Origin of the sequence: Halogranum gelatinilyticum (assembly GCF_900103715.1) — an archaeon.
In the GTDB taxonomy this organism is placed as follows: Archaea; Halobacteriota; Halobacteria; order Halobacteriales; family Haloferacaceae; genus Halogranum; species Halogranum gelatinilyticum.
This window is the reverse complement of the sequence record NZ_FNHL01000003.1, coordinates 311,855-333,873: the sequence shown is the minus strand read 5'-3', so window position 1 is coordinate 333,873 and position 22,019 is coordinate 311,855. Positions and strand designations below refer to the sequence as shown.

The 22,019-nt window shown below is 64.9% G+C and carries 24 protein-coding genes; 13 read left to right on the top strand and 11 right to left on the bottom strand.

Annotated features, from left to right (window positions below; genetic code table 11):
- Positions 1-79 precede the first annotated feature (79 nt).
- Complete coding sequence (locus BLR57_RS13005; protein WP_089698170.1) at positions 80-736, bottom strand: alpha/beta hydrolase; 657 nt, start codon at positions 734-736, stop codon at positions 80-82.
- Positions 737-868: 132 nt separating this feature from the next.
- Here BLR57_RS13005 and BLR57_RS13000 point away from each other — a divergent pair, with 132 nt between their 5' ends.
- The 3 genes from BLR57_RS13000 (at position 869) to BLR57_RS12990 (ending at position 3,408) form a co-directional block, all read left to right on the top strand.
- Positions 869-1,657 (top strand): HpcH/HpaI aldolase family protein, encoded by a 789-nt coding sequence (locus tag BLR57_RS13000; RefSeq protein ID WP_089698167.1) that lies wholly within the window; start codon positions 869-871, stop codon positions 1,655-1,657.
- Between the two features lie 66 nt (positions 1,658-1,723).
- Positions 1,724-2,770 carry a diphthamide biosynthesis enzyme Dph2 gene (dph2, locus tag BLR57_RS12995; RefSeq protein ID WP_089698165.1) on the top strand — a complete coding sequence of 349 codons (1,047 nt, stop codon included), beginning with the start codon at positions 1,724-1,726 and terminating at the stop codon, positions 2,768-2,770.
- A 194-nt stretch (positions 2,771-2,964) separates the two neighbouring features.
- Positions 2,965-3,408 carry a CBS domain-containing protein gene (locus BLR57_RS12990; protein WP_089698163.1) on the top strand — a complete coding sequence of 148 codons (444 nt, stop codon included), beginning with the start codon at positions 2,965-2,967 and terminating at the stop codon, positions 3,406-3,408.
- Here BLR57_RS12990 and BLR57_RS12985 read toward each other — a convergent pair.
- Entirely contained in the window at positions 3,405-4,412 is a 1,008-nt protein-coding gene (locus tag BLR57_RS12985) for a hypothetical protein (RefSeq protein ID WP_089698162.1), read from the bottom strand. The genes BLR57_RS12990 and BLR57_RS12985 overlap by 4 nt on opposite strands.
- Before the next feature lie 83 nt (positions 4,413-4,495).
- Here BLR57_RS12985 and BLR57_RS19635 point away from each other — a divergent pair, with 83 nt between their 5' ends.
- Positions 4,496-5,101, top strand: a complete 606-nt coding sequence (locus BLR57_RS19635) for a DUF8173 domain-containing protein (protein WP_211603255.1) — start codon at positions 4,496-4,498, stop codon at positions 5,099-5,101.
- Here the strand turns inward: BLR57_RS19635 and BLR57_RS12975 are convergent.
- Entirely contained in the window at positions 5,098-5,544 is a 447-nt protein-coding gene (locus BLR57_RS12975; protein ID WP_089698159.1) for a TIGR00725 family protein, read from the bottom strand. The two genes, BLR57_RS19635 and BLR57_RS12975, sit on opposite strands and share 4 nt — an antisense overlap.
- A gap of 516 nt (positions 5,545-6,060) precedes the next feature.
- Between BLR57_RS12975 and BLR57_RS12970 the strand changes: the two genes are divergently transcribed.
- Together BLR57_RS12970 and BLR57_RS12965 are read left to right on the top strand one after the other, a co-directional pair.
- A complete protein-coding gene (locus tag BLR57_RS12970; protein ID WP_089698157.1) occupies positions 6,061-6,894 on the top strand; it encodes an MBL fold metallo-hydrolase in 834 nt (277 codons plus the stop codon).
- Positions 6,895-7,026: 132 nt separating this feature from the next.
- Positions 7,027-8,934, top strand: coding sequence for a hypothetical protein (locus BLR57_RS12965; RefSeq protein WP_089698155.1), 1,908 nt, complete (start codon positions 7,027-7,029; stop codon positions 8,932-8,934).
- A 23-nt stretch (positions 8,935-8,957) separates the two neighbouring features.
- Here the strand turns inward: BLR57_RS12965 and BLR57_RS12960 are convergent, their stop codons facing one another.
- Positions 8,958-9,794: a DUF502 domain-containing protein gene (locus BLR57_RS12960; protein ID WP_089698153.1), complete on the bottom strand. Its 837-nt coding sequence runs from the start codon at positions 9,792-9,794 to the stop codon at positions 8,958-8,960.
- A 114-nt stretch (positions 9,795-9,908) separates the two neighbouring features.
- Here BLR57_RS12960 and BLR57_RS12955 point away from each other — a divergent pair, with 114 nt between their 5' ends.
- The gene (locus tag BLR57_RS12955; RefSeq protein WP_089698150.1) at positions 9,909-10,808 is read left to right on the top strand and encodes a phosphoribosyltransferase HisG-related protein; all 900 of its coding nucleotides are present in this window, start codon (positions 9,909-9,911) and stop codon (positions 10,806-10,808) included.
- Here the strand turns inward: BLR57_RS12955 and BLR57_RS12950 are convergent, their stop codons facing one another.
- Together BLR57_RS12950 and BLR57_RS12945 are read right to left on the bottom strand one after the other, a co-directional pair.
- Positions 10,809-11,237 carry a CopG family ribbon-helix-helix protein gene (locus BLR57_RS12950; RefSeq protein ID WP_089698148.1) on the bottom strand — a complete coding sequence of 143 codons (429 nt, stop codon included), beginning with the start codon at positions 11,235-11,237 and terminating at the stop codon, positions 10,809-10,811.
- 59 nt (positions 11,238-11,296) lie between these two features.
- Positions 11,297-11,803 (bottom strand): GNAT family N-acetyltransferase, encoded by a 507-nt coding sequence (locus tag BLR57_RS12945; RefSeq protein WP_089698145.1) that lies wholly within the window; start codon positions 11,801-11,803, stop codon positions 11,297-11,299.
- Between the two features lie 619 nt (positions 11,804-12,422).
- On the opposite strand from BLR57_RS12945, the gene BLR57_RS12940 reads away from it, so the two are divergent.
- The 4 genes from BLR57_RS12940 to BLR57_RS12925 all read left to right on the top strand — a co-directional run bounded on the left by BLR57_RS12940 (position 12,423) and on the right by BLR57_RS12925 (position 15,504).
- Positions 12,423-13,283 carry a ParA family protein gene (locus BLR57_RS12940; RefSeq protein WP_089698143.1) on the top strand — a complete coding sequence of 287 codons (861 nt, stop codon included), beginning with the start codon at positions 12,423-12,425 and terminating at the stop codon, positions 13,281-13,283.
- Complete coding sequence (locus BLR57_RS12935) at positions 13,283-13,774, top strand: DUF7970 domain-containing protein (protein WP_089698140.1); 492 nt, start codon at positions 13,283-13,285, stop codon at positions 13,772-13,774. The genes BLR57_RS12940 and BLR57_RS12935 overlap by 1 nt, the downstream gene beginning before the upstream one ends.
- Before the next feature lie 289 nt (positions 13,775-14,063).
- A complete protein-coding gene (locus BLR57_RS12930) occupies positions 14,064-14,453 on the top strand; it encodes a DUF5805 domain-containing protein (protein WP_089698410.1) in 390 nt (129 codons plus the stop codon).
- Positions 14,443-15,504, top strand: coding sequence for a tyrosine-type recombinase/integrase (locus BLR57_RS12925; protein WP_089698138.1), 1,062 nt, complete (start codon positions 14,443-14,445; stop codon positions 15,502-15,504). Before BLR57_RS12930 ends, BLR57_RS12925 begins: the two co-directional genes overlap by 11 nt.
- A gap of 385 nt (positions 15,505-15,889) precedes the next feature.
- Here the strand turns inward: BLR57_RS12925 and BLR57_RS12920 are convergent, their stop codons facing one another.
- Together BLR57_RS12920 and BLR57_RS12915 are read right to left on the bottom strand one after the other, a co-directional pair.
- Positions 15,890-16,603, bottom strand: a complete 714-nt coding sequence (locus tag BLR57_RS12920; protein WP_089698136.1) for an SOS response-associated peptidase — start codon at positions 16,601-16,603, stop codon at positions 15,890-15,892.
- A 44-nt stretch (positions 16,604-16,647) separates the two neighbouring features.
- Entirely contained in the window at positions 16,648-17,838 is a 1,191-nt protein-coding gene (locus BLR57_RS12915) for an MFS transporter (protein ID WP_170830636.1), read from the bottom strand.
- Between the two features lie 116 nt (positions 17,839-17,954).
- On the opposite strand from BLR57_RS12915, the gene BLR57_RS12910 reads away from it, so the two are divergent.
- Positions 17,955-18,698: a ribonuclease H-like domain-containing protein gene (locus tag BLR57_RS12910; RefSeq protein ID WP_089698132.1), complete on the top strand. Its 744-nt coding sequence runs from the start codon at positions 17,955-17,957 to the stop codon at positions 18,696-18,698.
- Between the two features lie 74 nt (positions 18,699-18,772).
- The gene (locus BLR57_RS12905) at positions 18,773-19,456 is read left to right on the top strand and encodes a dolichyl-phosphate hexose transferase (RefSeq protein WP_089698130.1); all 684 of its coding nucleotides are present in this window, start codon (positions 18,773-18,775) and stop codon (positions 19,454-19,456) included.
- 2 nt (positions 19,457-19,458) lie between these two features.
- Here BLR57_RS12905 and BLR57_RS12900 read toward each other — a convergent pair whose 3' ends face one another.
- The 3 genes from BLR57_RS12900 to BLR57_RS12890 all read right to left on the bottom strand — a co-directional run bounded on the left by BLR57_RS12900 (position 19,459) and on the right by BLR57_RS12890 (position 21,891).
- Complete coding sequence (locus BLR57_RS12900) at positions 19,459-20,013, bottom strand: BGTF surface domain-containing protein (RefSeq protein ID WP_089698128.1); 555 nt, start codon at positions 20,011-20,013, stop codon at positions 19,459-19,461.
- A 113-nt stretch (positions 20,014-20,126) separates the two neighbouring features.
- A complete protein-coding gene (locus BLR57_RS12895) occupies positions 20,127-21,128 on the bottom strand; it encodes a beta propeller repeat protein (protein ID WP_244510014.1) in 1,002 nt (333 codons plus the stop codon).
- A 67-nt stretch (positions 21,129-21,195) separates the two neighbouring features.
- Positions 21,196-21,891 carry a helix-turn-helix domain-containing protein gene (locus BLR57_RS12890; protein ID WP_089698126.1) on the bottom strand — a complete coding sequence of 232 codons (696 nt, stop codon included), beginning with the start codon at positions 21,889-21,891 and terminating at the stop codon, positions 21,196-21,198.
- Positions 21,892-22,019 lie beyond the last annotated feature (128 nt).

The window sequence follows — 22,019 nt, the reverse complement described above, 5'->3', positions numbered from 1 at the left end:
GACTGGACTCGTTTAGGCTTGCCGAATAGCGAGAGTCGTTGGCACACCGCGCCGAAGCGGGCGACGTGGCTGTGACGGCTCAGTAGTTGTCTTCGACGAACGCGACGAGTTCCTGTAACTCCTGCTGGCCGACGCCGTGGGGAGCCTGATAGACGTCGAAATGGACGTCGGCTCCGAGTTCCTCGAAGCGGTCGGCGGCGCGCTCGACGCGCTGGGCGGGGATGATGCGGTCAGCTGCACCCGCGCCGAGGAAGACCGGCTTGTTCTCGATGCCGTCGGGGTCGAGGTCCGCGTGTGACTCCGCGAGGTAGCCGTGGAGACCGACGACCCACGCGAACCGGTCCGGGCCTTCCAAGAGCGTCGAGAGGCTGGTGATACAGCCCTGGCTGAAGCCGAGGAGGCCGATGCGGTCGGCGTCGAGGTCGTAGGCCTCGATGGCCGACTCGATAGTCTCGGAGACGAGGTCGAGACTCCGGCGGAAGTCCTCGGCGTCGGGCTGGCTCTGGTGGAGACCGCCCCCGGACATATCCAGTTCGTACCAGGTGTAGCCACCCTGGAGCCGGTCGGGTGCACGCAGGCTGAGGACGTGCAGGTCGTCCGGAAGCTGTTTGGCGACGGGGAGGAGGTCTTCTTCGTCGGCACCGCGGCCGTGCAGGACGACGACGGCCGGGGCAGGCCCTTCGGTGGCTTCCGACGGTTCGACGTGGACGTGCGTCAACGGCAGGTCTGCACTCATTGCTCTCCCCTTTGGCGCGCAGGCGTTTCAATACCCGAGTGACGCGGATGTAACCGGTTCCGTGTCGGAGTGTCGTCGTCGAGGTCCTTCGGCGGACCACACCGTTATCCTCTCGGCGGTCCATCAGGAACCATGGCTCCGTCTGACCGTCCCGACCATCCACGTGCACGACTCGCCAACGACGAGGTCCTCCTCGGCGTTCTCGACAACACGTACGACCCCTCGCTCGTCGAACTCTACGGTGAACTGGGGCTGGACTTCGTCTGGCTCGACCTTGAACACGCGGGACCGAGTCCGTGGGACGCCCCAGCCGTCGAGGGGCTGCTCCGCGCGGCCGAGCGCACGGGCATCGAACCCCTCGTTCGCCTGCCCAGCACCGACCCGAGCGTCGTCCGGAAGCTCCGAGACGCGGGCGTCCGCGCGATGTTCCTCCCACGCGTCGAGTCCGCCGAGGAGGTCGAACGGGCGGTCAAGGCTGCGCACTTCCGCTACGACGGCGGTCCCGGCGACCGCGGTCTCGCCGGCCCCCGCGCCCGTCGCTGGGGACTCAAAGACGACTACGTCGCCACCGAGGACGAAGAGGCACTCGTCGGCGTGACCATCGAGACGCAAGCGGCCGTCGACAATCTCGACGAGATTCTCGCGGTTCCCGAACTGGGCTTCGTCTTCATCGGCCCGCTCGACCTCTCGGTCTCGCTCGGCCATCCCGACGAGTTGGACCATCCCGACGTCGCCGAGGCGGTCGAGACAGTCCGTCAGAAGGCGACCGAGGCGGGCGTCCCCGTCGGTGGTCTCGGCTTCGGTATGGACGACGTCAACGAGAAGGTCCGAGCGGGCTACCAGCTGGTAAATCTCGGAAGCACCACGGGCGCGCTTCGGGGCGCGGTTACCGGCTGGCTCGACGGCTACGAGTCGCCCTAACCGACGTCGCCCGCGACGCTTCGAGAAACGCCGAGGTTAAACGTCCTGACTGGATAGGCCTGTGCAATGAGTCAGGACGCTACCTCCGAGGGTGACCTCCGGAACACCGGGATGTCGCTCAGACACGACCGGGAGTGGGACTACGAACTCGAGCGCATCGTCGAAGAAGTCGAAGAGCGCGACGCGAAGAAGGTCGGCCTGCAGTTCCCCGAGGGACTGAAACGCCGCGGCCCGGCCGTCGCCGACGACCTCCGCGAGCGGTGTGACGACGACGTCACCTTCCTCCTGTCGGGACAGCCCTGCTACGGTGCCTGCGACCTCGACACCTATCTGATGCGCCGGACGGACGTCTTCGTCCACTTCGGCCACTCGCCGATGAAGGAGTCGGACAAGATCATCTACGTGCCGCTGTTCTCCAACGTCGACCCCTACCCCATCATGGAGGAGTCGCTGGAGGAGTTCGAAGACCCCGACGACGACCCGAACGTCGGTCTCGTCACGACCGCCCAGCACATGAACCTCTTCGGCGACATGGTCGAGTGGCTGGAAGACCGCGGCTACGACGTCCACACCCGCAAGGGCGACGACCGCCTCACCTACGAGGGACAGGTGCTCGGCTGCAACTACGCCTCCGCGGACATCGACGCTGACCAGATCATGTACGTCGGCGGCGGGAAGTTCCACCCACTCGGCCTCGCGATGGAGCATCCCGATAAGAAGGTCGTCATCGCCGACCCCGTCAACAACGTCGTCAAGGTCGCCGACACGGAGAAGTTCATGAAGCAGCGCTACGGCGCGGTCCACCGCGCGATGGACGCCGACAAGTGGGGCGTCATCTTCTGCACGAAAATCGGCCAAGGTCGCTGGGAGATCGCCGAGGAGATCGTCGAGAACAACGAGAACGCCTACCTCATCACGATGGACGAGGTCACCCCCGACCGACTCCGGAACTTCGACATGGACGCCTTCGTCAACACGGGCTGTCCGCGCATCACGACCGACGACGGGCCGCGCTTCCACAAGCCGATGCTGACGCCGCAGGAGTACAAGATCGCCATCGGCGAGGAACCGCTGGAGAACCTCGAGTTCGACACGTTCCACGGCACCTGGTAAGCCGCGGTCACTCGCTTCTCTCACTACTCTCTACTCTCTACTCTCTTTCTGCGTACTCGTCAAGAAGTGGGCGACTCGATTGCCTGAACGAGAGTCGTCTGTCCGTTCCTGAGCGAAATTCTACTAGGAATACTAGGAATCGTTGTCTCTCTGTGGAAAACTACTATGGTCCGTGGTCACAATCACCACGGTAGATGATCAGAACCCGTGTCGCCACGCTCCTCCGGAACAGCCCACCGACCATCTCGCCGTCGACGTCGGCCACCGAGGCCGCCCAGCGCGTCCGCGACCCCGACATCGCCGCGCTCGTCGTCGTCGACGGCGGTACCGTGGTCGGTCTCGTCACCGAATCGGACCTCGTCGCGCTCGTCGCCGAGGACCGGACCGACCTCACCGTCTCGGCGTTCATGTCGACGCCGCCCGTGACGACGCCGCCGGAGACGACCGTCGACGCCGCGGCCGACCGGATGCGCGAGGCGGGCGTCAAGCATCTCCCGGTCGTCGAGGACGGGACCTGCTGCGGTCTCGTCAGCGTGACCGACCTCGCACCCTACGTCTCACGGCGACGGCTCGGCATCGAGTGGGGAGGCGAACCGTTCACGCCGCCGGAGCTGCCCGTTCCCCGCGTCGCCGACTAGGCTGTCTCGCTCGTGATCCGATACCGCCGACCCGCGTACGCGAGGACCTGTGGCTCCTCGGCGTCGAAGCCGAAGGGGTTCAGGTGGGTCTCTAAGCCCCGCAGGTGGACCCGCTCTACGCCCTCCTCGAAGAACGACAGCGTGTCCCGGAGCACGCGGCTCCGGAGTGCCTGTTCGGTGACGATCCGGCGTGGTTCCGCATCGACTACCGCGTCGTCTGCGAGTCGCCGAACGGTGTAGGCTACCTCCTCACTCCCACCGTCGTCACCGCGGTCGACCTCCACCACGATGGCGTCGCCGTCGCGGATCGTCGCCGTCACGTCGCTCGTCGGCACCAGTTCTACGGGTTCACCAGCCAGGTCGACGCGGGCGGCGAAGCCGTGGGCGTGTTCGTAGTCCTCGGTCGCGAAGTTCCCGTGTGTGGTGAAGGCGTACGTCCCACCGCCGAGTCCGACGAGCGAGATGTCGTCCTTCGACCCGCCGTTCTGAATCACGTTGCCGTCGAGCTGCGTGTTGTCGACCGAGAGCGTCCACGTGTGCGACTCGCCAGTGTCGAGTGACATTGCCGGCTCCGGCCAGTACTGCGGCGCGAGATAGAACCACTCGCCGTCGACGCGTTTCCACAGTCCCCAGTGGTGGAAGTTGGTGTCGAACCGGACGTCGGTCTCGTTCGCCAGCGTGATGTCGACCATCGCCGTCGGCAGCGAGGCTTCCTGCGTCGCGGGCCGCATAGCAATCGGCGTCCCGTCGGTCACGTCGGGCCAGGCGACCACCCGCATCACGTCGTCGCCCCACGGCGGTCCCGCGGTCTCGCTGGCCGGAACGCCGACGTCGGGAGTCCTCGGTGTGGTCGTCGTCGTGGAGTCGTCCGCAGTCGGTTCGTCTGTCGTCGGTGCTGTCGTCCGGTCGGTCGTCGAGCCGCCGTCGCTGCCGCCGGGACCGTCGGCGACGCAGCCGCCGAGCAGGCCGACACCGAGTGTCGAGAGGAGGGCACGTCGTCGCATCGTCTCGACGTTCGGTCGAGCCGATATATGCTTCGTGGTGGTGGCCCCCAAAGCACTTACCGTAGTCCTGACGACGGCCGAACATGGTCCCCTCCAAGCGACTGCTGACCCCGTTCGTCTCGCTTCTCGCACTCCTCTCGTTGGCTGGCGTCGCCGCCGCGCAGACGCCGCCGGAGACACCACAGCTGTCACCGCTGCTCAGACTCACCATCGCACTCGCGGTCAACGGTGTCCTCGGTCTCCTGATCGTCGCTTTCGCACCTGACTACACCCAGGCACTGGTCGACGACATCCGCGACGACCCGGCTGTGGCGTTCGTCTGGGGACTCATCGCCGCCATCGGTGGGCTGATCGCACTCGTCATCCTCGCCATCACGATCATCGGCCTTTTCGTCGGGATTCCGGTCGCGTTCGTCGTCGCCCTCGTCGGCGGCGTGGTCGGGATGGTCGCACTCGGCGAGGTCCTCGCCGACCGCGTGACCGACGCGAGCCTCCATCTCGGACTCGGCGTCGGCGTCGTCGTCTCGTCGCTCTTGAGTCTGGTCCCCATCCTCGGCGGGGTGGTCAACTTCGTCGTCGGCACGCTCGGCATCGGTGCGGTCGTCAACCGCTACTGGACCAAGCGACAGGAGAACAAAGGGAACGACCGCCAGCGACCGGCCGACTCGGGCGGCGCGAGCGACGTCTAACGGTCTACGCGTTCTTCGACCGAGCGAACCGCGTCTTCGGGCGTCTCGCAGGCCACGATTCCGTCCACGTCGTGCGTCCCGAGACCGGCTATCGGCCGGTCGAAGACGAACGAGAAGCCGATCTCCGAGAGGGTTCCGTTGCCGCCGTCGATGGCGACGACGGCATCGCCGTTCATCGCGACGAGCGCGTTCCGGGCGTGTCCCAGCCCCGTCGCGACCGCGACGTCGACGTACTCGTTCGCGCGGCCGTGGTCGTCGCCGGGGAGAATACCGACCGTCTGCCCGCCGGCGTCCTTCGCGCCGCGACAGGCCGCGAGCATGACGCCGCCGAGACCGCCACAGACGAGCGTGTGGCCGCGTTGGGCGACGAGCCGTCCGACGTCGACGGCCGTCTCCTCGACGTCGGGACTGATCGTACTTCCGCCGATGACACTGATGCGCATACGTCCATCTCACGGTCCCGTCTGTCAACCGTTTCGGTCGTCCCGGCTCCGGATGAACTGCCGACCGGTCGATCCATCGGTCGGCGTGTCGACCGACGGTGTGTCCCTGGGAGTTCGTGTCCGGCAAGTCGCCGACGCCTCCGGCTGGACGGCCGGTCTCGGGTCGGCAGAAGAGGGCGGCGCGCTCGAAGCGACCGAACTCGCGTGACGGTCAGTACTCTGTAGAGGCCGTGAGGGCGTCGCTCGTCGGCGTCGACGCGCGGATGTTCCGGATCATCTCGGCGTAGCTCACGGTTCGGCTGCGGGCTGGTTCGTGGGCCATGTTGTCACAATGCACACCCTGGGATTGAATACTTTGGGGTCCGCTCAGATATTGTGGACGTTTGTGTCGGTTTTCTTTTTATCGTGGCCGTTTCGTTGTCCTATTCGCCCAGTCGTCGGTCGAACCGATGTATCCGTCGACGAAGCCCTGCCGAGTCCACAACGCTTAGTCCCCCGGCCCTCGCACACCTGCGTATGACCCTGAGTGACTGGGGCGACTGGCTCCCGCGGGCCGTCGAGGACGCGGACCCCGACACCGTCGCCGTCTGGTATCTCGGCTGCAACGGCTTCATCATCAAAGGCAGCGAGGGGACGACCCTCTTCGTCGACCCCTACGTCGGGATGGGCGACCCGCCGCGGACCGTTCGGATGGTCCCGATTCCGTTCGACCCTGAGGACGTCGAGGAGGTCGACGCGATTCTCGCGACCCACGAACACGTCGACCACACCCACGGCCCGAGCCAGGCACCCATCCTCGCGAACACGGGCTGTGACTTCTACGGTGCTGACGACAGCCTCGCCGTCGCCTTCGACGACGAGCAGTGGACCGACAACTGGGACGTCTCGGCGGACCAGTTCCACGAGGTCGAAGAGGGCGACACGCTCGAACTCGGCGAGTTCACCGTCCACGTCGAGTTCGCCCACGACCCCGACTCGACACATCCGGTGAGCTACGTCTTCGAGCACGACTCGGGAACGATCTTCCACGGCGGCGACACCAAGCCCCACGAGGACTTCCCCGAGCTGGGCGAGAAATACGACATCGACCTCGGCATCCTCGCGTTCGGTGCCATCGGCAACGTTCCGGACAAGGAGACGGGCGAGCCGGTCCGGACGAAGTGGTACTCCACGGAGAACGAGGTCGTCAAGGCCGCGAGCGACCTCCAGTTCGACCGCCTGCTCCCCAGCCACTGGGATATGTGGAAGGGGATGACCGCGGACCCGAAGGTCCTGCACCACCACACCCGGAGCTACGAGTATCCGGAGTCGCTCGAAGTGGTCGAGATCGGCGACCGCGTCGACCTCTGAGGGAGCGACACAGCCTCGCACGGTCCGGGTTTCGAGACAGTCTCGACCTCCAGACAATCTCGTCGACCAGACAGAGTTATCGTCTTTTTGACCCTCGGTTGATTTATGTAGTGGCTACGGTTTGTGTTCCCCATGAGTCACGACCCCGGTATGCACGACCCTATCACCGTCTCGGCGGGTGACATCTCCGTCGAGAAGGTCTTCGTCGACGACGAGTTCCCGGTCCCGGCCATCAAGTTCGTCATCAGCTCCGAGAGCGACGAGACCGTGGACATCCGACTGACCGACAGCGTGCCGGAATCATTCCCGATGGACTGCGTGGGCTTCCATCCCGACTACGACAACGACCACTGGACGGCCTACCAGGACCACCGCGTCGAGTTCGTCCGGACACTCGAACCACACCAGGAGCTGACGACGGTCTACGGCATCCGGCTGGACGAAGCCGACGTCGACGCCGAGGCGTTCCTTGACGTCCCGTATCTCGACCTCCAGTCGACCGACGAGAGCGGCGGCTCCGAGGCCGAGGGCGTCGAGGACATCGTCGGTGCGGACAACAACGAGGTCGTCCGCGACGTGCTCTCGGGCGAGAGCGACACCGTGCCGGGGATGGACGACCCCGCCGACGCCTACGACGAGGAGTTCGAGGAGGAGCCGCTGGCCGACGACGACGGTGCCGAGCCGCTCGCGGCGGACCCGCTGGCTGCCGATGAATCCGAACCGTCCTTCGACGAGGCCGACGACCTCGGGGACATCGACAGCGACCTCGGAGACATCGACGAGTTGGACGACATGGACGATATCGACGAGTCGACGGATGAAGAGAGCGACGCCGAAGAACCACTGGTGCTCGACGACCCGCTGGCCGACGACGAAGAAGAGACAGATTCCGACGAGTCGCTCGACCTCGACGAACCGCTCGAACCCGACGAGTCGGCGGACGAAGAGACCGACGCCGAGGAACCGCTGGTGCTCGACGACCCCGCGGAAGCCGGAAGCGGCGAGAGCGACGAGAGCGACGAGACCGAGGACGTCCCCGAGCCTCGAACGGTCGGCGACGAGACGCTTTCGGCGGTCGTCGAACGCCCGGAGAGCGCGACGCTCCACCGGCGCGTCGCGGAAGCGGACGAAGCGGACGAAAGCGAGGACGGCCAGGACGTCTCGGCGGACGACACCGTCGCTGTCGACGCCGACGATGCCGCCGACGCGGTGGCGGACTCCGCTGCCGAAGTCGCAGCCGACCCCGACGCCGACGCGGCCGTGGCCGACTCGGAACCGTCGCCCGCGGACGCTCAGGCGGACGATAGTCAGGAAGGGACCGTGACGGCTGCTGCTGGCGGTCTCGCTGCGGGTGGAATCGCGGCGGCTCTCGCCTCAGAGATTCGCGAGGGCAACGTCGACGACGACGACCTCGCGGTCCTGAAGCGCGAACTCGACATCGGCGTTCCGAACAGCGTCGACGTGCGTATCCACCGGCTCCAGTCGCAGATGGACGATCTCGAAGCCTACAGCGACGCGCTCGCGGAGTTCATCGACGAGGAGGGGACGGGCGAACAGCTCATCGGCGAGTTCCGCTCGGAGGTCTCCGCGCTCTCGGAGACCGTCGACGCGCTGGAAGCCGCCGTCGACGGTGCCGAGGCCGACCGGGCGGACCTCCGGCACGAGGTCGAGGGCGTGGACGCCGCCGTCGACGACGTGGAGGCCCGCGTCGCGGCGACGGAAGAGGACCTCTCGACGCTCTCCGAGGAGGTCGACGGACTCTCGGGCGTCACCGACGACGTCGACGAACTGGCCGCGTCGGTCGACTCGCTCGACGACGAGATGGGTGACGTGCGCGCGGACCTCGCCGACCTCGACGGCGACATCGTCGAGACGCGCGAGGAACTCGAAGCCGAGATGGACGAGCTGCGTGCGGATGTCGGCGAGGACCTGCGGGGCGACATCGATGCACTCCGAGACGACCTCGAAGCGGTCCACTCGGATATCGAGGAACTCAACGAGTTCCGCGACCGACTGGCCAGCACGTTCGGCGGCAACTGAGCCGGTTACAGCACTCTCTTCGGCTACTCTTCCTTCTCGCGGCGGTCGAACGACCCCGGAAACTCCAGGTCGTCGGGGCTGACGCCGAACGTCGCCTTCTCGCCGTTCGACGTCTCGACCTGCGCCGTCGACTCGTCGGTCGCGATGCCGCTCGTGATGATGCTTCTGACGCCCGCTTCGACGGTCATGTCGATGTCGCTGACGCGGTCGGTCGGGACGTGCGTGAGAAAGCCGCCCATCACGGGGTTGGGCGCGAGCGGGATGAAGAGCGTCACCATGTCGTCGGCCTCTGCGCCCTCGCGAATGCTCTGCGGCGACCGGGCCGTCTCGAAGCCGATGACGTAGGTGTCGTCGTGCGGGAACTCGACGAGCTTGACCGAGCGGAACTGGTCGGTGTCGCCTTCCAACATCGCATCGCCCATGCGTCGGAAACTGCTGTAGATGGTGCCGATACCGGGGACGAGCGTGATTACGTAGTCGAAGTAGTCGATGAGGCGGTCGCCGGACTGAAAGCGCGCGACGGAGCCGATGGTGACGATGAGGACGACCAGGAGGGTGAGTGCGATCAGCTCGGAGATGACCGAGGCGATGTCGGTGTAGATGCCGAGGTCGATGAGCACGTCGACGAAGAGATAGTTCTGTCGGACGTTCTGGATGACGTTGAACTGTTCGAGCACGAGGATGACGGGGCGGAGGATGTCCGTGAGGATGTCCAGTGCAGCCTTGAGGACGTAGATCGTGACGACGGCTGGGAGGATGACTGCGACGCCAGTCAACACGACGTCGAGGGCAGTGCGGTAGGCCGACTGTCCCGCTCTCCGCGCAGTTTCGGTGTGTTCTCGCCGCGGCCGGGGTACCATACCACGTGTGACACCCACGAGCGTGTTAGTGGTTACGGGGAGTGTGACAGTCTGTGCCGTGCGATTCTTCGGGAAAACGTAACCGGTTTAGTTCGTGACCGCCACCCTCCGACAATGACAGAAACGGTCTGCGTTGCCGTGCCCCGGAAGGGGCGCCCCCTCGAAGCAGTGCTCGAACGTCTCGCCTCCGGCGCGGGCGTCCATGCACTCGCCGACGACGTCTCCTCGACGCTTCGGTACGAGAAAGCCGTCACCAAGGGGTCCCAGCAGCCAGACCGCGACGTGTACGAACGGCTCGCCGACTACAGCGACCTCGACGACCCGACGGCACCCGAATACACCCTCCTCCGTGACGACCGCGACGGCAAACCCCGCCGCATCGTCTTCGACAGCGTCACCATCGAGACCGACGACGTGGACGTTCGGCTCGTCGGCCGCGAGGAACCGTTCCGGTCGCTTCGGACCCACGAGTTCGCGCTCGGCTTCGACAGTGCCGACCTCGTCCTCGAAGAGGTCGTCTCGCTACGACCCGAGGGACTGGACAGTCTCGCCGACGTCAACGCCCGCATCGACCCGCGGGAGTCCGACGTCCGCGTCGTCACCGGTCTCGGTGACACGGTCTACCACACGTTGATGGCGAAACCCGAACTCCTCCCGGCCGGTGCGGAGCTCGACCGCGAGTTCGTGACCAGCTACGAGGGCGACCTCTGTATCTCGCCGCGCTACGAGCGACTCGTCGAGGCGGTCCTCGGCACCGACGCGCTCGAGAATCTCGAGTTCACCTATCCGTCGGCCGATGACGCCGAAGAGGAGGCAGCCATCGCCGACGCCGGTCTCGGCGTCTATCTGACGGTGACTGGGTCGACGGCCCGCGACTACGGGCTCGTCCTCGGCGAGCATCTCTTCCCGAGCGAGACGGTGCTGATGGAGAATCCGACGGAGGCCGACGGCCCGACCGGTCTGGTGAAGGAACTCCTCACGGAGCAAGAACTGGAGACTGCCCTGCAGGTCTGATTATTCGCTCGTGCTGAACGGTCCGAAGTCGTCGACCGGAATGACCGAGTAGTCGATGGTCAGGGTGTCTTTCGTCGCCCGGAGCTTCCCGACGAACGTCGAAATCTCCTCAAGCGACCCTTCGAGGACGAACAGTTCCATACAGTAGTGGTGGCCGACGTGGCTGTGGAAGTTCGAGGCGACGAGGTCTTCGTGTTCGTGTCGGAGCCGCATCATCCGCTCCTCGACGCTCGTCGTCTCGAAGTCGAAGAGGACGGTCACCACGCCCATCAGCTCGCGGTCCTCTAACCGCTTGTCCTCGAACTCGCCGAGCAGGTTTCGGCTCGCCTCTCGGAGCACTTCACTTCGCCCCGTGTAGCCGTGCTCGTCGGCGAACTCGTCGATACGGTTGAGCAGCTCTTCGGGCATGGAGACGCTGACGACAGTCATGTATTAACTCAGGCGCACTCAATTATTAAAGACTACTATCGGCTGGCTGGCACTCGAACTCACTCTACGGCCGACAGGTCACACACGAACCGTCGGTACGGAACCGTCGTCCGCCACTCTGTGTGGGGGTCGACCTCGTCGGTTGCTTCGAAGCCAGCGTCGCGGTACAGGTGGATTGCGGCTTCCAGTTCGTCGACGGTCCAGAGAAACACTTCGTCGAATCCCTGCTCCCGACAGAAGGCCATCGCCTCGTCGAGGAGACCGCGCCCGAAGCCCCGACCGTGAAGTGCAGGGTCGAGGATGAAATACCGCAGTTGAGCCACGTTCTCCCTGTCGGTCCGGCTGTCGATGACGATGCCACCCATCACTCGCCCGTCGTCGACGACGGTCCACAGCCCGTCACGTGACGGGTCGTACCGGCCGACGAACGCCGCGATTCCCGTTCCGATGTCTACCTCGAAGCGAGTTCCGAGTTCCCAGCGGTTGCCGTAGTACGTCGCGTGCAACTCGGTCAGCCTCCCGACGACACCCGGCCTGTATCCTTCGACGATCTCGTATCCCGACACACGAGAGACGACGACACAGATGAGGTTATAGCTCCCGCCAGTGCCGGGTACGGGGACCGACGAACGGGTTTTGACCGATTATCCACGGACCAATTTTAGTTCTGTAGCCGCAGCATTCGATATAGCGGCATGAGATTTACGTGTTGGTGGGCGGCCGCCCTCAATGTTGCTCACTCGATCAACCGGTTGGAGGTGTACCGTTTCTTCGGGTGATTCGAGGGGTGAGCGTTCGCCGTTGTCTGCACACGAAGCCGTCACAGCGAACTCTCACCGACTGACGGAATCCGTGGCCTTCCACCCAGGTTCGGTTTCCCAGCCCTTTGCGTTGGACGCAGCGATCCTACGGCCCATCCTGTCTGCCACAGCCGTCGAAGCCTCCGAGCCACTCTGGACTGGACGTTCGTGGCTTGATTGGCGTGTTCCACTACGACTGTCCACTCATCATATAGAAAGTTTGTCTAAGTAACTATCTATATATTTAGACACACATTTAGTTGTCTGGCACACTCGTGTATTTGTTCTTTGTGTGGGTCGTTCATCTGTTAGTGTGCCTGTTCGGTGGCTGTGTCTACCGTACGTCTGACGTGTCTTTATTGCGGAGTGTCACCCAGGGTGAACCATGCCGAAGGCAGTTACCTTTTGGACGGAAGCGGGGGGGACGGGGAAGACGACGTTCACCGTCAACACCGCTGCCGCGCTCTCTCGCCGCGGATACGACGTGCTCGCAATCGACTTCGACCCGCAGAACGCCGGGATGACCGACCACATGGGTTACGGCGAGTGGGCCAGCCGCGACGACTACGAGAACATCGCCGAACTCCTCGTCGACGACGAACAGCGTCTGCACGAGATCGTCATCGAGACCCAAGAGTTCGACCTGATTCCGACGCACAACGACCTCGCAAACATCGAGTCGAAGGTCGAAGCCGCCGACGGTCTCGACTCTGGGAGCAAGCATTGGCTGCTCCACCACGAGATGGCCGATCTCACCGAACGGTACGATTACGTCCTCGTCGACCCACCGGCGACGACGGGAACGCTCGTCTCGAACGCGATGGTCGCCACGCAGAACGTGGTCGCTCCCGCCGAGATGACCGACAAAGGAATCGCCGCCATCGGCGGACTGGAAGAGGAACTCGCCGCCATGGAGCGTGGTTTCGACCGGATTCCCGGTGTCGACGTCTCCTTTTCGATTCTCGGCATCGTCCCCAACCGCGTCCGCAAACGCCAGACAAACAAGCAACAGGAGGTGTTCGCGGAACTCGAAGCCAGCGACCGGCTCATCACGCCCTTCGTCGTCTACAAACGGAGCAAGATCAGCGACGCCTGGGGAGAGGGGATGAGCGTCTTCCGCTATCACGACGAGTACGAACTGCGTGACTACCAACTCGACGTTCTCGACTCCTTCAACGGCGTCGCAGACCTCGTCGAAGGGAAACCGCTCGATGCAGTCGACGCCGAACCGGAGGTCGCACACTGATGGCCCGCGACGACAAGTACGCCTCTGGCAGCGACCCCGACTACTCGGCGAGCCCGTTCAAAAACGCCGACTCGCCTGCCGTCTCGAACGGAGAGAGTGAGTCGGACGACACGTCCGAGCCGACGTCGACAGAGGAGGCAACTTCCTCGGCCGAAACCGAAACCGGGTCTACTGACGCCAACGACTCCGTTTCCAGCGAGTCCGGCGCGCTCGACCTGGTAACTCGTGGCGGATTACCCTACGCGATGGCCCGTTCGAAAGTCACCGACGACCGCCAGCAAAAGCAGTTCCAGCTGCTGAAAGAGACACGGTTCGAACTCCAGGATGCGGTGTCGGAACTCGTCAAACAGTACGACGACGAGAACCTCTCAGAGACGGATGCGTTGGAGATCATCCTCCGGACGGGGCTTGCCCACGCAGAGGATTACGACGCGGCCGCGAAGTCGCTGGGCTTCGGTCTCGAAAACATCCAGTTCAGTTTCTCCGAGTAGCCGCTCTCGACTGCTCGTGTTTCGGTTCTCTCTTCCAATCGATTGGTACTCCCGAGTCGACACACTACTCGCAACTCTGCGACAACGGAACTGGCCGTGTTTACTTATCCGAAATAGTAGACCTACGTGGGAACTTGGGTTTTCTATGCTGAATTACAGGGCACTTAGAAGACTAATACGAAATTGTATTCCCACAATTCCGCCACCAAGCAGTCTTGAGATTCCGGATAAGTGAGTTTATCCGGATGGATGGGGACACAGTAAAGTGGGTGGCCTCCGACCCTCGTCCATGGGCGAGAGCCAGGACACGAGTCGGGCTGCTGTCAGGACGTACGTCCCCACGTATCAAAAAGACGAGTGGCGCGACCACGCCGACGAACTCGGAATGAGCCAAAGCGAGTTCGTACGAACGATGGTGCAGGCCGGTCGAAAGGGGTTCGATCTCGGTGACGAGGAGGGTGGTTCTGACCCCGTAGACCCTGGGGGTCACGGCCTCGAAACACGCCTCCTCTCGACGCTCGAATCGAACGAGTTCATGTCGTGGGACCAACTTGTCGACGCGCTCGCCGACGACTTGGAAGACCGACTCGACGACGCGCTCGGTGAGCTGCAAGGAGAGAACCGGATTCGGTACAGTGGCCGACACGGGGGGTATACGCTGGTGAACGATGGCAACTGAGACGACCACCGGCGACGATCCCGACGACCCGGTCGGCTACTTTCTGCAGGACCTCGTCTTCCACGGAAAGACCGAACGGACGCGGCAGTCGTACGAACGGGTCCTCCGCCGATTCGAGTCGTTTCTCGCGGACGCCGACGAGAACCCCTTCGGCCGGTCGATTCAGCCGGTGGATGCCACCCACCGGCACTGTATGGCGTGGGTTCACACCCTCCGCGGCGACGTCGAACCGAGCACGGTCGCCACCTACGCGGCCTACCTCCACCGCTTCTACGCCTATATGACACAGGTCGGCGTCTTCGAGTCGAACCCGATGACGCTCGTCATGGAAGAGATGGACGAGACAATCGACAAGGATCCGACTCGACGGGAGATCGACGTCCCGACGATGCGAACCTTCGTCGCGGAGCTCACCCACCCGCTTCATCGTGCTGTCGTCGTCACCCTGTTGAAGACCGGAATGCGTGTGGGTGAGGCCTGTAACCTCGACCTTCGGGACGTCGCACTCTCGGATTCCGATGCGAACGAGGCGTACGATCTCGGCTCTCGCGGCGAACTCGACGGACGCCCCGACTCGATCTTCGTCTCACCCGAGCCCTCCTTCGGTGAGACGTCGAACGGTGAAGAACGAACGGCGTCGAACAAACGAAAACGTGCGACGGTCGTACCCATCGACGCAGAGCTGAAGCGGGTACTCGTCCGCTGGCTAGCGATTCGCCCCGATGCGGTCTCCCCGGCCGAACCGCTGTTCCTCGGGACCTCCGAAGGCTGGGGGGAACGACTCGACCCCGAAGCTGTCCGTCACATCGTCGAGACCCACGCCCGCGAACGGGGCTGGTACCGAACCGGCGGCGGGGCGAGCGAGAACGTCACTCCCCACTACTTCCGGCACTTCTTCACGACGCATCTCCGTGACCGGACGGGTGACCGTGGTATCGTCAAGTATCTTCGCGGCGACGTCGCCGACGACATCATCGACACCTACACCCACAACTGGGGGGACAAGGTCCGAGAGACCTACGAAGCCAACATCTACTCGCTTTTGGAGTAATCCCCTCGAGGGGAGTCCTGATGCCCTTTACCCCCGGAGTCACGTCGTCGAGATGGGTTGTCCTCTGTTAGTCTGTCGGACCAGTCCGTCCACAGCGTTCAAACCGGGTTTCCGAACGATTCCAGGGCGAGCCGTCCCGAAGACAGGTTGGGCCACGATACGAACGGCACTGTCCAGCCGCAGTGTCCGTGGCCTCTTTGCTGAGCTTCGACTCAGCTCGTGCACACCCCTCATTTCTCCATTTTTTGACATTCATCTGATAACGTGAGTGTTCCCCTCCGTCGACCGGCCGACACACAAACCACATATCGCTATATGGAATCTCGGCCGCTGGCTGTGTCTCTCGACAGCAACGTTTTCGGCAAAATCTGAACGCTCTCGCCTCTTACGCTGACGATTCGACTTCTTCGATGAGTTCCGGGCCGTCGTTGGCCGGGCTGTTAACTCGCGTCGAGACCGGATAGGTCTCCATTGCGTCGTCCGGGTACGGGTCCAACAGGGATTCGACTTCGTCGGCGTCGCCCGTGAGCCACGCCTTCTCCTCGCTCTCGTCGAGGACGACGGCCATCCGGTGGTGGAGCGTCGAGATGAGGTCGTTCGGCTCGGTCGTGATGACGGTGAACGTCTCGACGGGGTCGGGGTCTCTGTCGGGCGTCGCCCCGCCACCGAAGTCGGCGAGACCGGTCTGTTTCTGTGGCGGCGTCCACCGCTCCCAGAGTCCGGCCATCGCGAAGGGGCGGTCGTCGGCGAACGCGACGCGGTAGGGCTGTTTGTTCCCGCTCTCTTCGACCCACTCGTAGAAGCCGTCGGCGAGGACGAGGCACCGCCGCTGTTCGTACGCGTCGGCGAAACTCCGCTTCTCGCGGACAGTCTCCGCCCGGGCGTTGATGAGTTTGTTACCGACCGACTCACTCTCCGCCCACGACGGGACGAGTCCCCACTTCAGCGTCTGAATCGTGTCGGGGTCGTCACCCGTGACGACCGGGAGTCGCTGGCCCGGCGCGCAGTTGTACCGTGGCTCCATCGGCTCGGCGGCGTGGGCGTCGAACCGGTCTTCGAGGACATCCTGTCGGGTGAACAGCGTGTACCGTCCGCACATAGCTGAGAGTCGGACGGCGTCGGCATAAGCCTGCGGTCGGGGAGTCAGGCGTCGCTCCTCGTCGACCCTGCACGTGCGGCTGCGGTGGCCGACTTCGTCGCGAGCAGGAGGAGGACGGTACCGACGACGAGGACGGTCAAGAGCTGCATCGACAGGCCGATGTCGAACTCGTCGGCGACGACACCCATGACGACCGGGACGAGTCCGGTCCCGAGATACGTCGCGCCCGTCGCGACGGCGTTGACCGGGCCGCTGTAGGCGGGGGCAGCTTCGATGCTGAACGCGGCGACCGTCGGAAACACTCCTGCCCAGAGGAAGCCGAAGACGGCGATGCCGGCGACGAACGCGTATCCGTCGAGATATCGGAAAGTGATTGCAGCGACCGGGATCGCCAGTGCCGTCAGCGTGATGACCAGCGGGAGATAGCCCACCCGCTCGGCGAGTCGGCTGTAGAGCAAGCGGGCGGGGACGTAGGCCACGAGGAACACCGAGAGGGTGAGACTCGCCACGTCCTGTGGGAGCGTCTGGGTGGCGTAGTAGGGAAGCCAGGTGAACAACCCGCCTTCGATGCCGCCCGAGAGCATCATCACTGCGGCGGCACCGAGAATCTCGGGTCGCCGGAGGAGCGCCGCGAGCTCATCACGACGGAGCGGCCGTTCGTTGCCGGCGATGTCGTCGAGGTCCAGCCGGAGGATGATGAGCGCGACCGGAATCAGGCTCACCGCGAGCAGTGCGTAGGCGTACCGCCAGTTGCCGAGGCGAAGCGCGACGATTGCGAGCACGGGCCCGGCACTCGCACCAGCGGCCCACGCGAGGTCGTAGAGGTTGAACACGCGGCCTCGTGCGTCAGGGTAGAGGTGACTCAACACCGGGCGGTCGACGCCGCGGAACAGCCCCGTAAGAATCCCGCGGACGAGCAGCGCGACGAGGAAGACCCCGAACGTCGGCGCGAAGCCGATTGTCGCGATGGCGAGGCCGACCGAGACCACACCCGCCAGCATCGTCTTCCGGAGGTCGACCCGTCCGGCGACGGCACCGAAGACGAGCAGCACGACGAGAAAGCCGAGTGTGCCTGCAGGTGCGACGAGGCCGAGGAGGCTCTCCGAGACGGTGAACTCCCGTTGGAGTTCGGGGAGCAGTGCCCCGCGGAGCTGGAAGCCGAGCGCGTCGACGGCGACGAACCACGAGATGGCGACGAGCCACAGCCGACGGCTGGCCTCGGAGTCGTCAGTCATAGAGTGGCCTGTGTAGGCGGCCCACATGAAACCGCCGAGAGCGGCGACGCCTGTGCGGGCGGAGTGGCCGAACGAGTTACGAGGGCTTTAGGTTCGTCCGGCGGCCCACTGCAGACGTGCGAATCGAGAACAGCTTCATCCCGGTCCGCGGCGTCGGCGCGAAGACCGAACGCCGCCTCTGGGAACACGGTATCACCCACTGGGACGATTTCGACGGCTCGGTCGTCGGCCCGACGACAGCCGACCGTATCTTCGAGTTCGTCGACGAGGCAGGTCCCCATCTCGCCGACGGCGACGCCCGCTTCTTCGACGAGAGCTTTCCCAGCAACGAACGCTGGCGGCTCTACGAGAACTTCCGCGACTCGACGTGTTTCTTCGACATCGAGACGACCGGTCTCGACGCCAGCCGCAACGACGTCACGACGGTCACGTTCTACCGCGACGGCGAGACGACGACGCTCGTGCAGGGAGACAACCTCACTGCGGGCGCGCTCCGCGAACAGTTCGCTCCCGCGGACCTCATCGCGACGTTCAACGGCAAACGCTTCGACGTCCCCTTCCTCGAACAGTCGTTCGACCTCGAAATCGACGTCCCCCACATTGACCTGATGTATCCCTGCAAGCAACTGGGCCTCTCTGGGGGACTGAAGCAGATCGAGCAGGACGTCGGCATCGACCGCGACCGCCCGGACATCTCGGGGCGGGACGCGGTTCGCCTCTGGCATCAGTACGAACGCGGCGACGAGACTGCCCTCGACACGCTCGTCTCCTACAACCGCGAAGACACCGAGAACCTCCAGACGCTCATGGACCTCGTCAGCGAGTCACTGCACGACGAAACGTTCGTGACGACAAAGTAACCGCTCAGCCGACCGATTTCGGCTACTTTTGGCGAACCTAAAAGCTCAAGTACGGCTGCCGAAAATGACGCTGTATGAGCTACACGTTCGACGACCTCGCGGTCGTCATGGGCACGTACAACGAGGAGGAGGCCATCGGGACGGTCCTCTCGGACATCGACGAGGTCACCGACGGGAAGGCGGAAGTCGTCTGTGTCGACGGCTCCTCGGACCGAACCCCCGAAATCGCCCGCGAGCACGGCGCAACGGTTGTCCGCCAGCAGCCGCAGGGCTACGGCGTCGCCGTCCGCGAGGCTGTCCTGACGCCCAATCGCCCGGTCGTCGTCACGACAGACTGTGACGACACCTACCCGATGGAACAGCTCCCGGAGTTCTTGGAGGAAATCAACGCCGGCGCGGACGTCGTCAGCGGCGACCGGCTCTACCACGGCGCGGAGGCGATGCCCGCCTTCAACCGCTTCGGGAACGCGACCTTCGCGGCCATCGCGAGCGTCCTGATGGGCACGCGCGTCCACGACACGACGACGGGGATGCGCGCCTACCGGCGCGAACTCCTCCACGACATCGAGTGGACCGAGAACACGGGCCTCTCGGCGGAGCTGCTGATCCGGCCGGTGATGCGCGACTACGAGGTGAAGGAAGTACCAATCGCCTACCGTGAGCGCGCTGGAGAGACGAAGCTCGACCCGATTCAGGGTGGGGCGGAGATCGCGAAGTCTATCGTCAAAGTCTGTCTCGAAGAGCGGTTCTCGTTCTGACGTCAGTCACGACGTGCGAGCAGGGCTGCACCGAGCAGGGCACAGCCGCCCGCGACGAGACCGAAGCCGGGTGAGGTGGTCGCGGTCTCCGAGTCGGTCGTCGCGTCGGCCGCGACGACCTGTGCGTCGGCTTCGGCAACGGTCCCGGCGTCCGCCGTCTGGAGCGTCAGTTCGGCGTCGGTCGACGGTTCGACGTTCGAGAGGTTCACTGTCGCCCGGAAGCTGCCGTCTTCGGTGACAGTGGCCGTCGTCGACTTCAGGAACGGGTTTTCGGCGTCGCCGGCGGACTGGAGCCGGAGCGTCACCTCGGTCCCGGCCGAGAGATTCGTCTGGCCAGTGACGGTCGCGTTCTCGACCGCTGGGAGCCGGACAGCGTCACCTTGGACGTCGAAGGAGGCGTTTACCTGCATCTGTGAGCGTTGCGACTGAACCGATTGGAGGTCCGCTGCATCCGCACTGCCGGCCGGGGTGGCCGTGAGCGCTGCTGCCCCGCCGACGGCGACGAGACTCAGCGCGAGCAGTGCAGCGACGAACCGATGCGGGGAGTGCGTTCGCATCGCGTGTGGACGGTCACACGGCTCGCAAAAAGTGTTGACTGTGAGTCAAATAGCTGTTTGAGCGACGCGACTCCGTAGCCTATCAGATCGGTCGCCGGGCTGCGTGGACCGGCTTACTGTTCGAGGACCAGCCCGCCCGCGCCGACGGCGACGGCGTCGCCGACGACGATACCCTCGCCGTCGAACTCCATCATCTCGTCACCGGCGGCGACGTCTTTCAAGTTCCCGCCGCTCGGCGTCTGCTCGCGGTCCCAGCGGCCGCCGGTAGCGTCGAAGACGGCCCCGCCGCCGCCGACGGTGTAGCCGTCGCCGTCGTCGTAGGCCACGGCTCGAAGCGACTTGTCGCCGAGGTCGGTCGGCGTCCACTGCGCGCCGTCGTAGCGGAAGACCATCCCGCCCCCGCCGACGACCGTGACGTCGTCCGCGGCGTCGCTGTCGACGCCGTAGAAGTTGACGTTGGCGTCGCCGATGCCGATGGCTTCCCAGGTCGCGCCGTCGTCGGTGGCGAAGACCTTGCCGTTGGTGTCGACGACGTGGCCTGCCCGGTGACCGTGGAAGTCGATGGCGGGGAGTGCCGCGCCGCTGCCCGGCGTCACGTAGTCCCAGGTGCCCGTCTCGCCGTTCTCGAAGCTGTAGTAGATCTTCCCGGAGTCGCCGGCGACGTAGACGTTGGCGTCGCCCGCGGGCCCGGTGACGGCGACGTCGTTGAAGTTGTTCGTGACGTCCATCGGGGCGGAGTGGTCGTTCAGGTTGCCCGTCTCGACGTCGTACTCGCCGATGGCTCCGCTGGACCCGACCATCCAGAGCGTCCGTCCCTCGTCGGTCGTCGCGGCCCCGTAGAGGCTGTTGCCGTTGCCGGTCGGGCCGCCGTCGAGCGTCTTCGTCCAGCCTTCGGCCCCCTGCTCGATGACGACGCCACCGCCGCCGACGGCGTAGGCACCGCCGACGGTCGGCTCGACGTCGTGGAGGGTGTTCCCGGTCGGCGTCTCCGCGACGTGCCACGGGCTGTCGTCCGAGCTTGCCGCGGCTCCGACACCGGAGAGTCCGGCGGTCGCGACGGCTGCACCGATTCCCTTCAGTACACCTCGACGACTGACGTCTGTGCGGTCGCTCATTGGGTTTGCCTCCACCCCTTGCTGGGCGCGCCTTTCGGGTAGGGCTGCTGCCTAATTATTCGGCCTTTCAAGTGTCGTCGTCGCTATCGTGAGTGTCGTTCTCACGACTCTCGTTGCCAAACACCTGCGCGAACAGCGTCGCCTCGGCGGCACGGAGATGGCCCGAGAAGGTTCCCCGGCTGATTCCAAGTTTGCTTGCGAGGTCGTCTGCCGGGGGGCTGTCGGAACTGAAGTAGCCGCAGTCGGCGGCGAGGTCGGCGACCTCGCGCTGGCGGTCGGTCAGCGTGTCGAGGTCGACGACGGCGGTATCGCTTCCGGCGCGGGCGTCGCTGTGGACGATCCGCTCCGTCGTCGTCTCGAACCCTGCCTCGTCGAGCCGGGCGACGCTCTCGGCGACGGCCCCTCGGTCGGTCGCTGCGATACTCAGCTGGAGTCGGCCGTCGACCCACTGTCGTCGGTAGGGTTGGACGGGCAGAAAGCCGAGTCCGCGAAAGAGACAGTGGCCGTGGTCGCAGCCAGCGGGCTCCGACTCGGCGAGCGCGGGGACGCGACAGACGACGGTGCCGTCGGCTGCGAGAACCGGTGTCACGCCCGCCCGCTCACCGAGGTCCGCATCGGCCGACGCCTCGACGACGACCTGCGGGGCGTTGCCCGCATCGCCGTCGACGAACCCGCGGACGGGGTAGTCGCGAGCGAGTGCGGCGGCCGGGCAGTCCCGCGTCGGCCGCGCCGCCAACTCGACGTGGACGCCGTCGTCGGTCATCGACGTGTCACTCCGTGGTCGTACACGGCCGACCGCTTCGGCCACCGTCGGTAAGCCGCTTTGGGCCGCGGAGATGCGTGTGGTTGACCGAGCACAGCCCCTGATTGCGATACTATGGAAAGATGTCT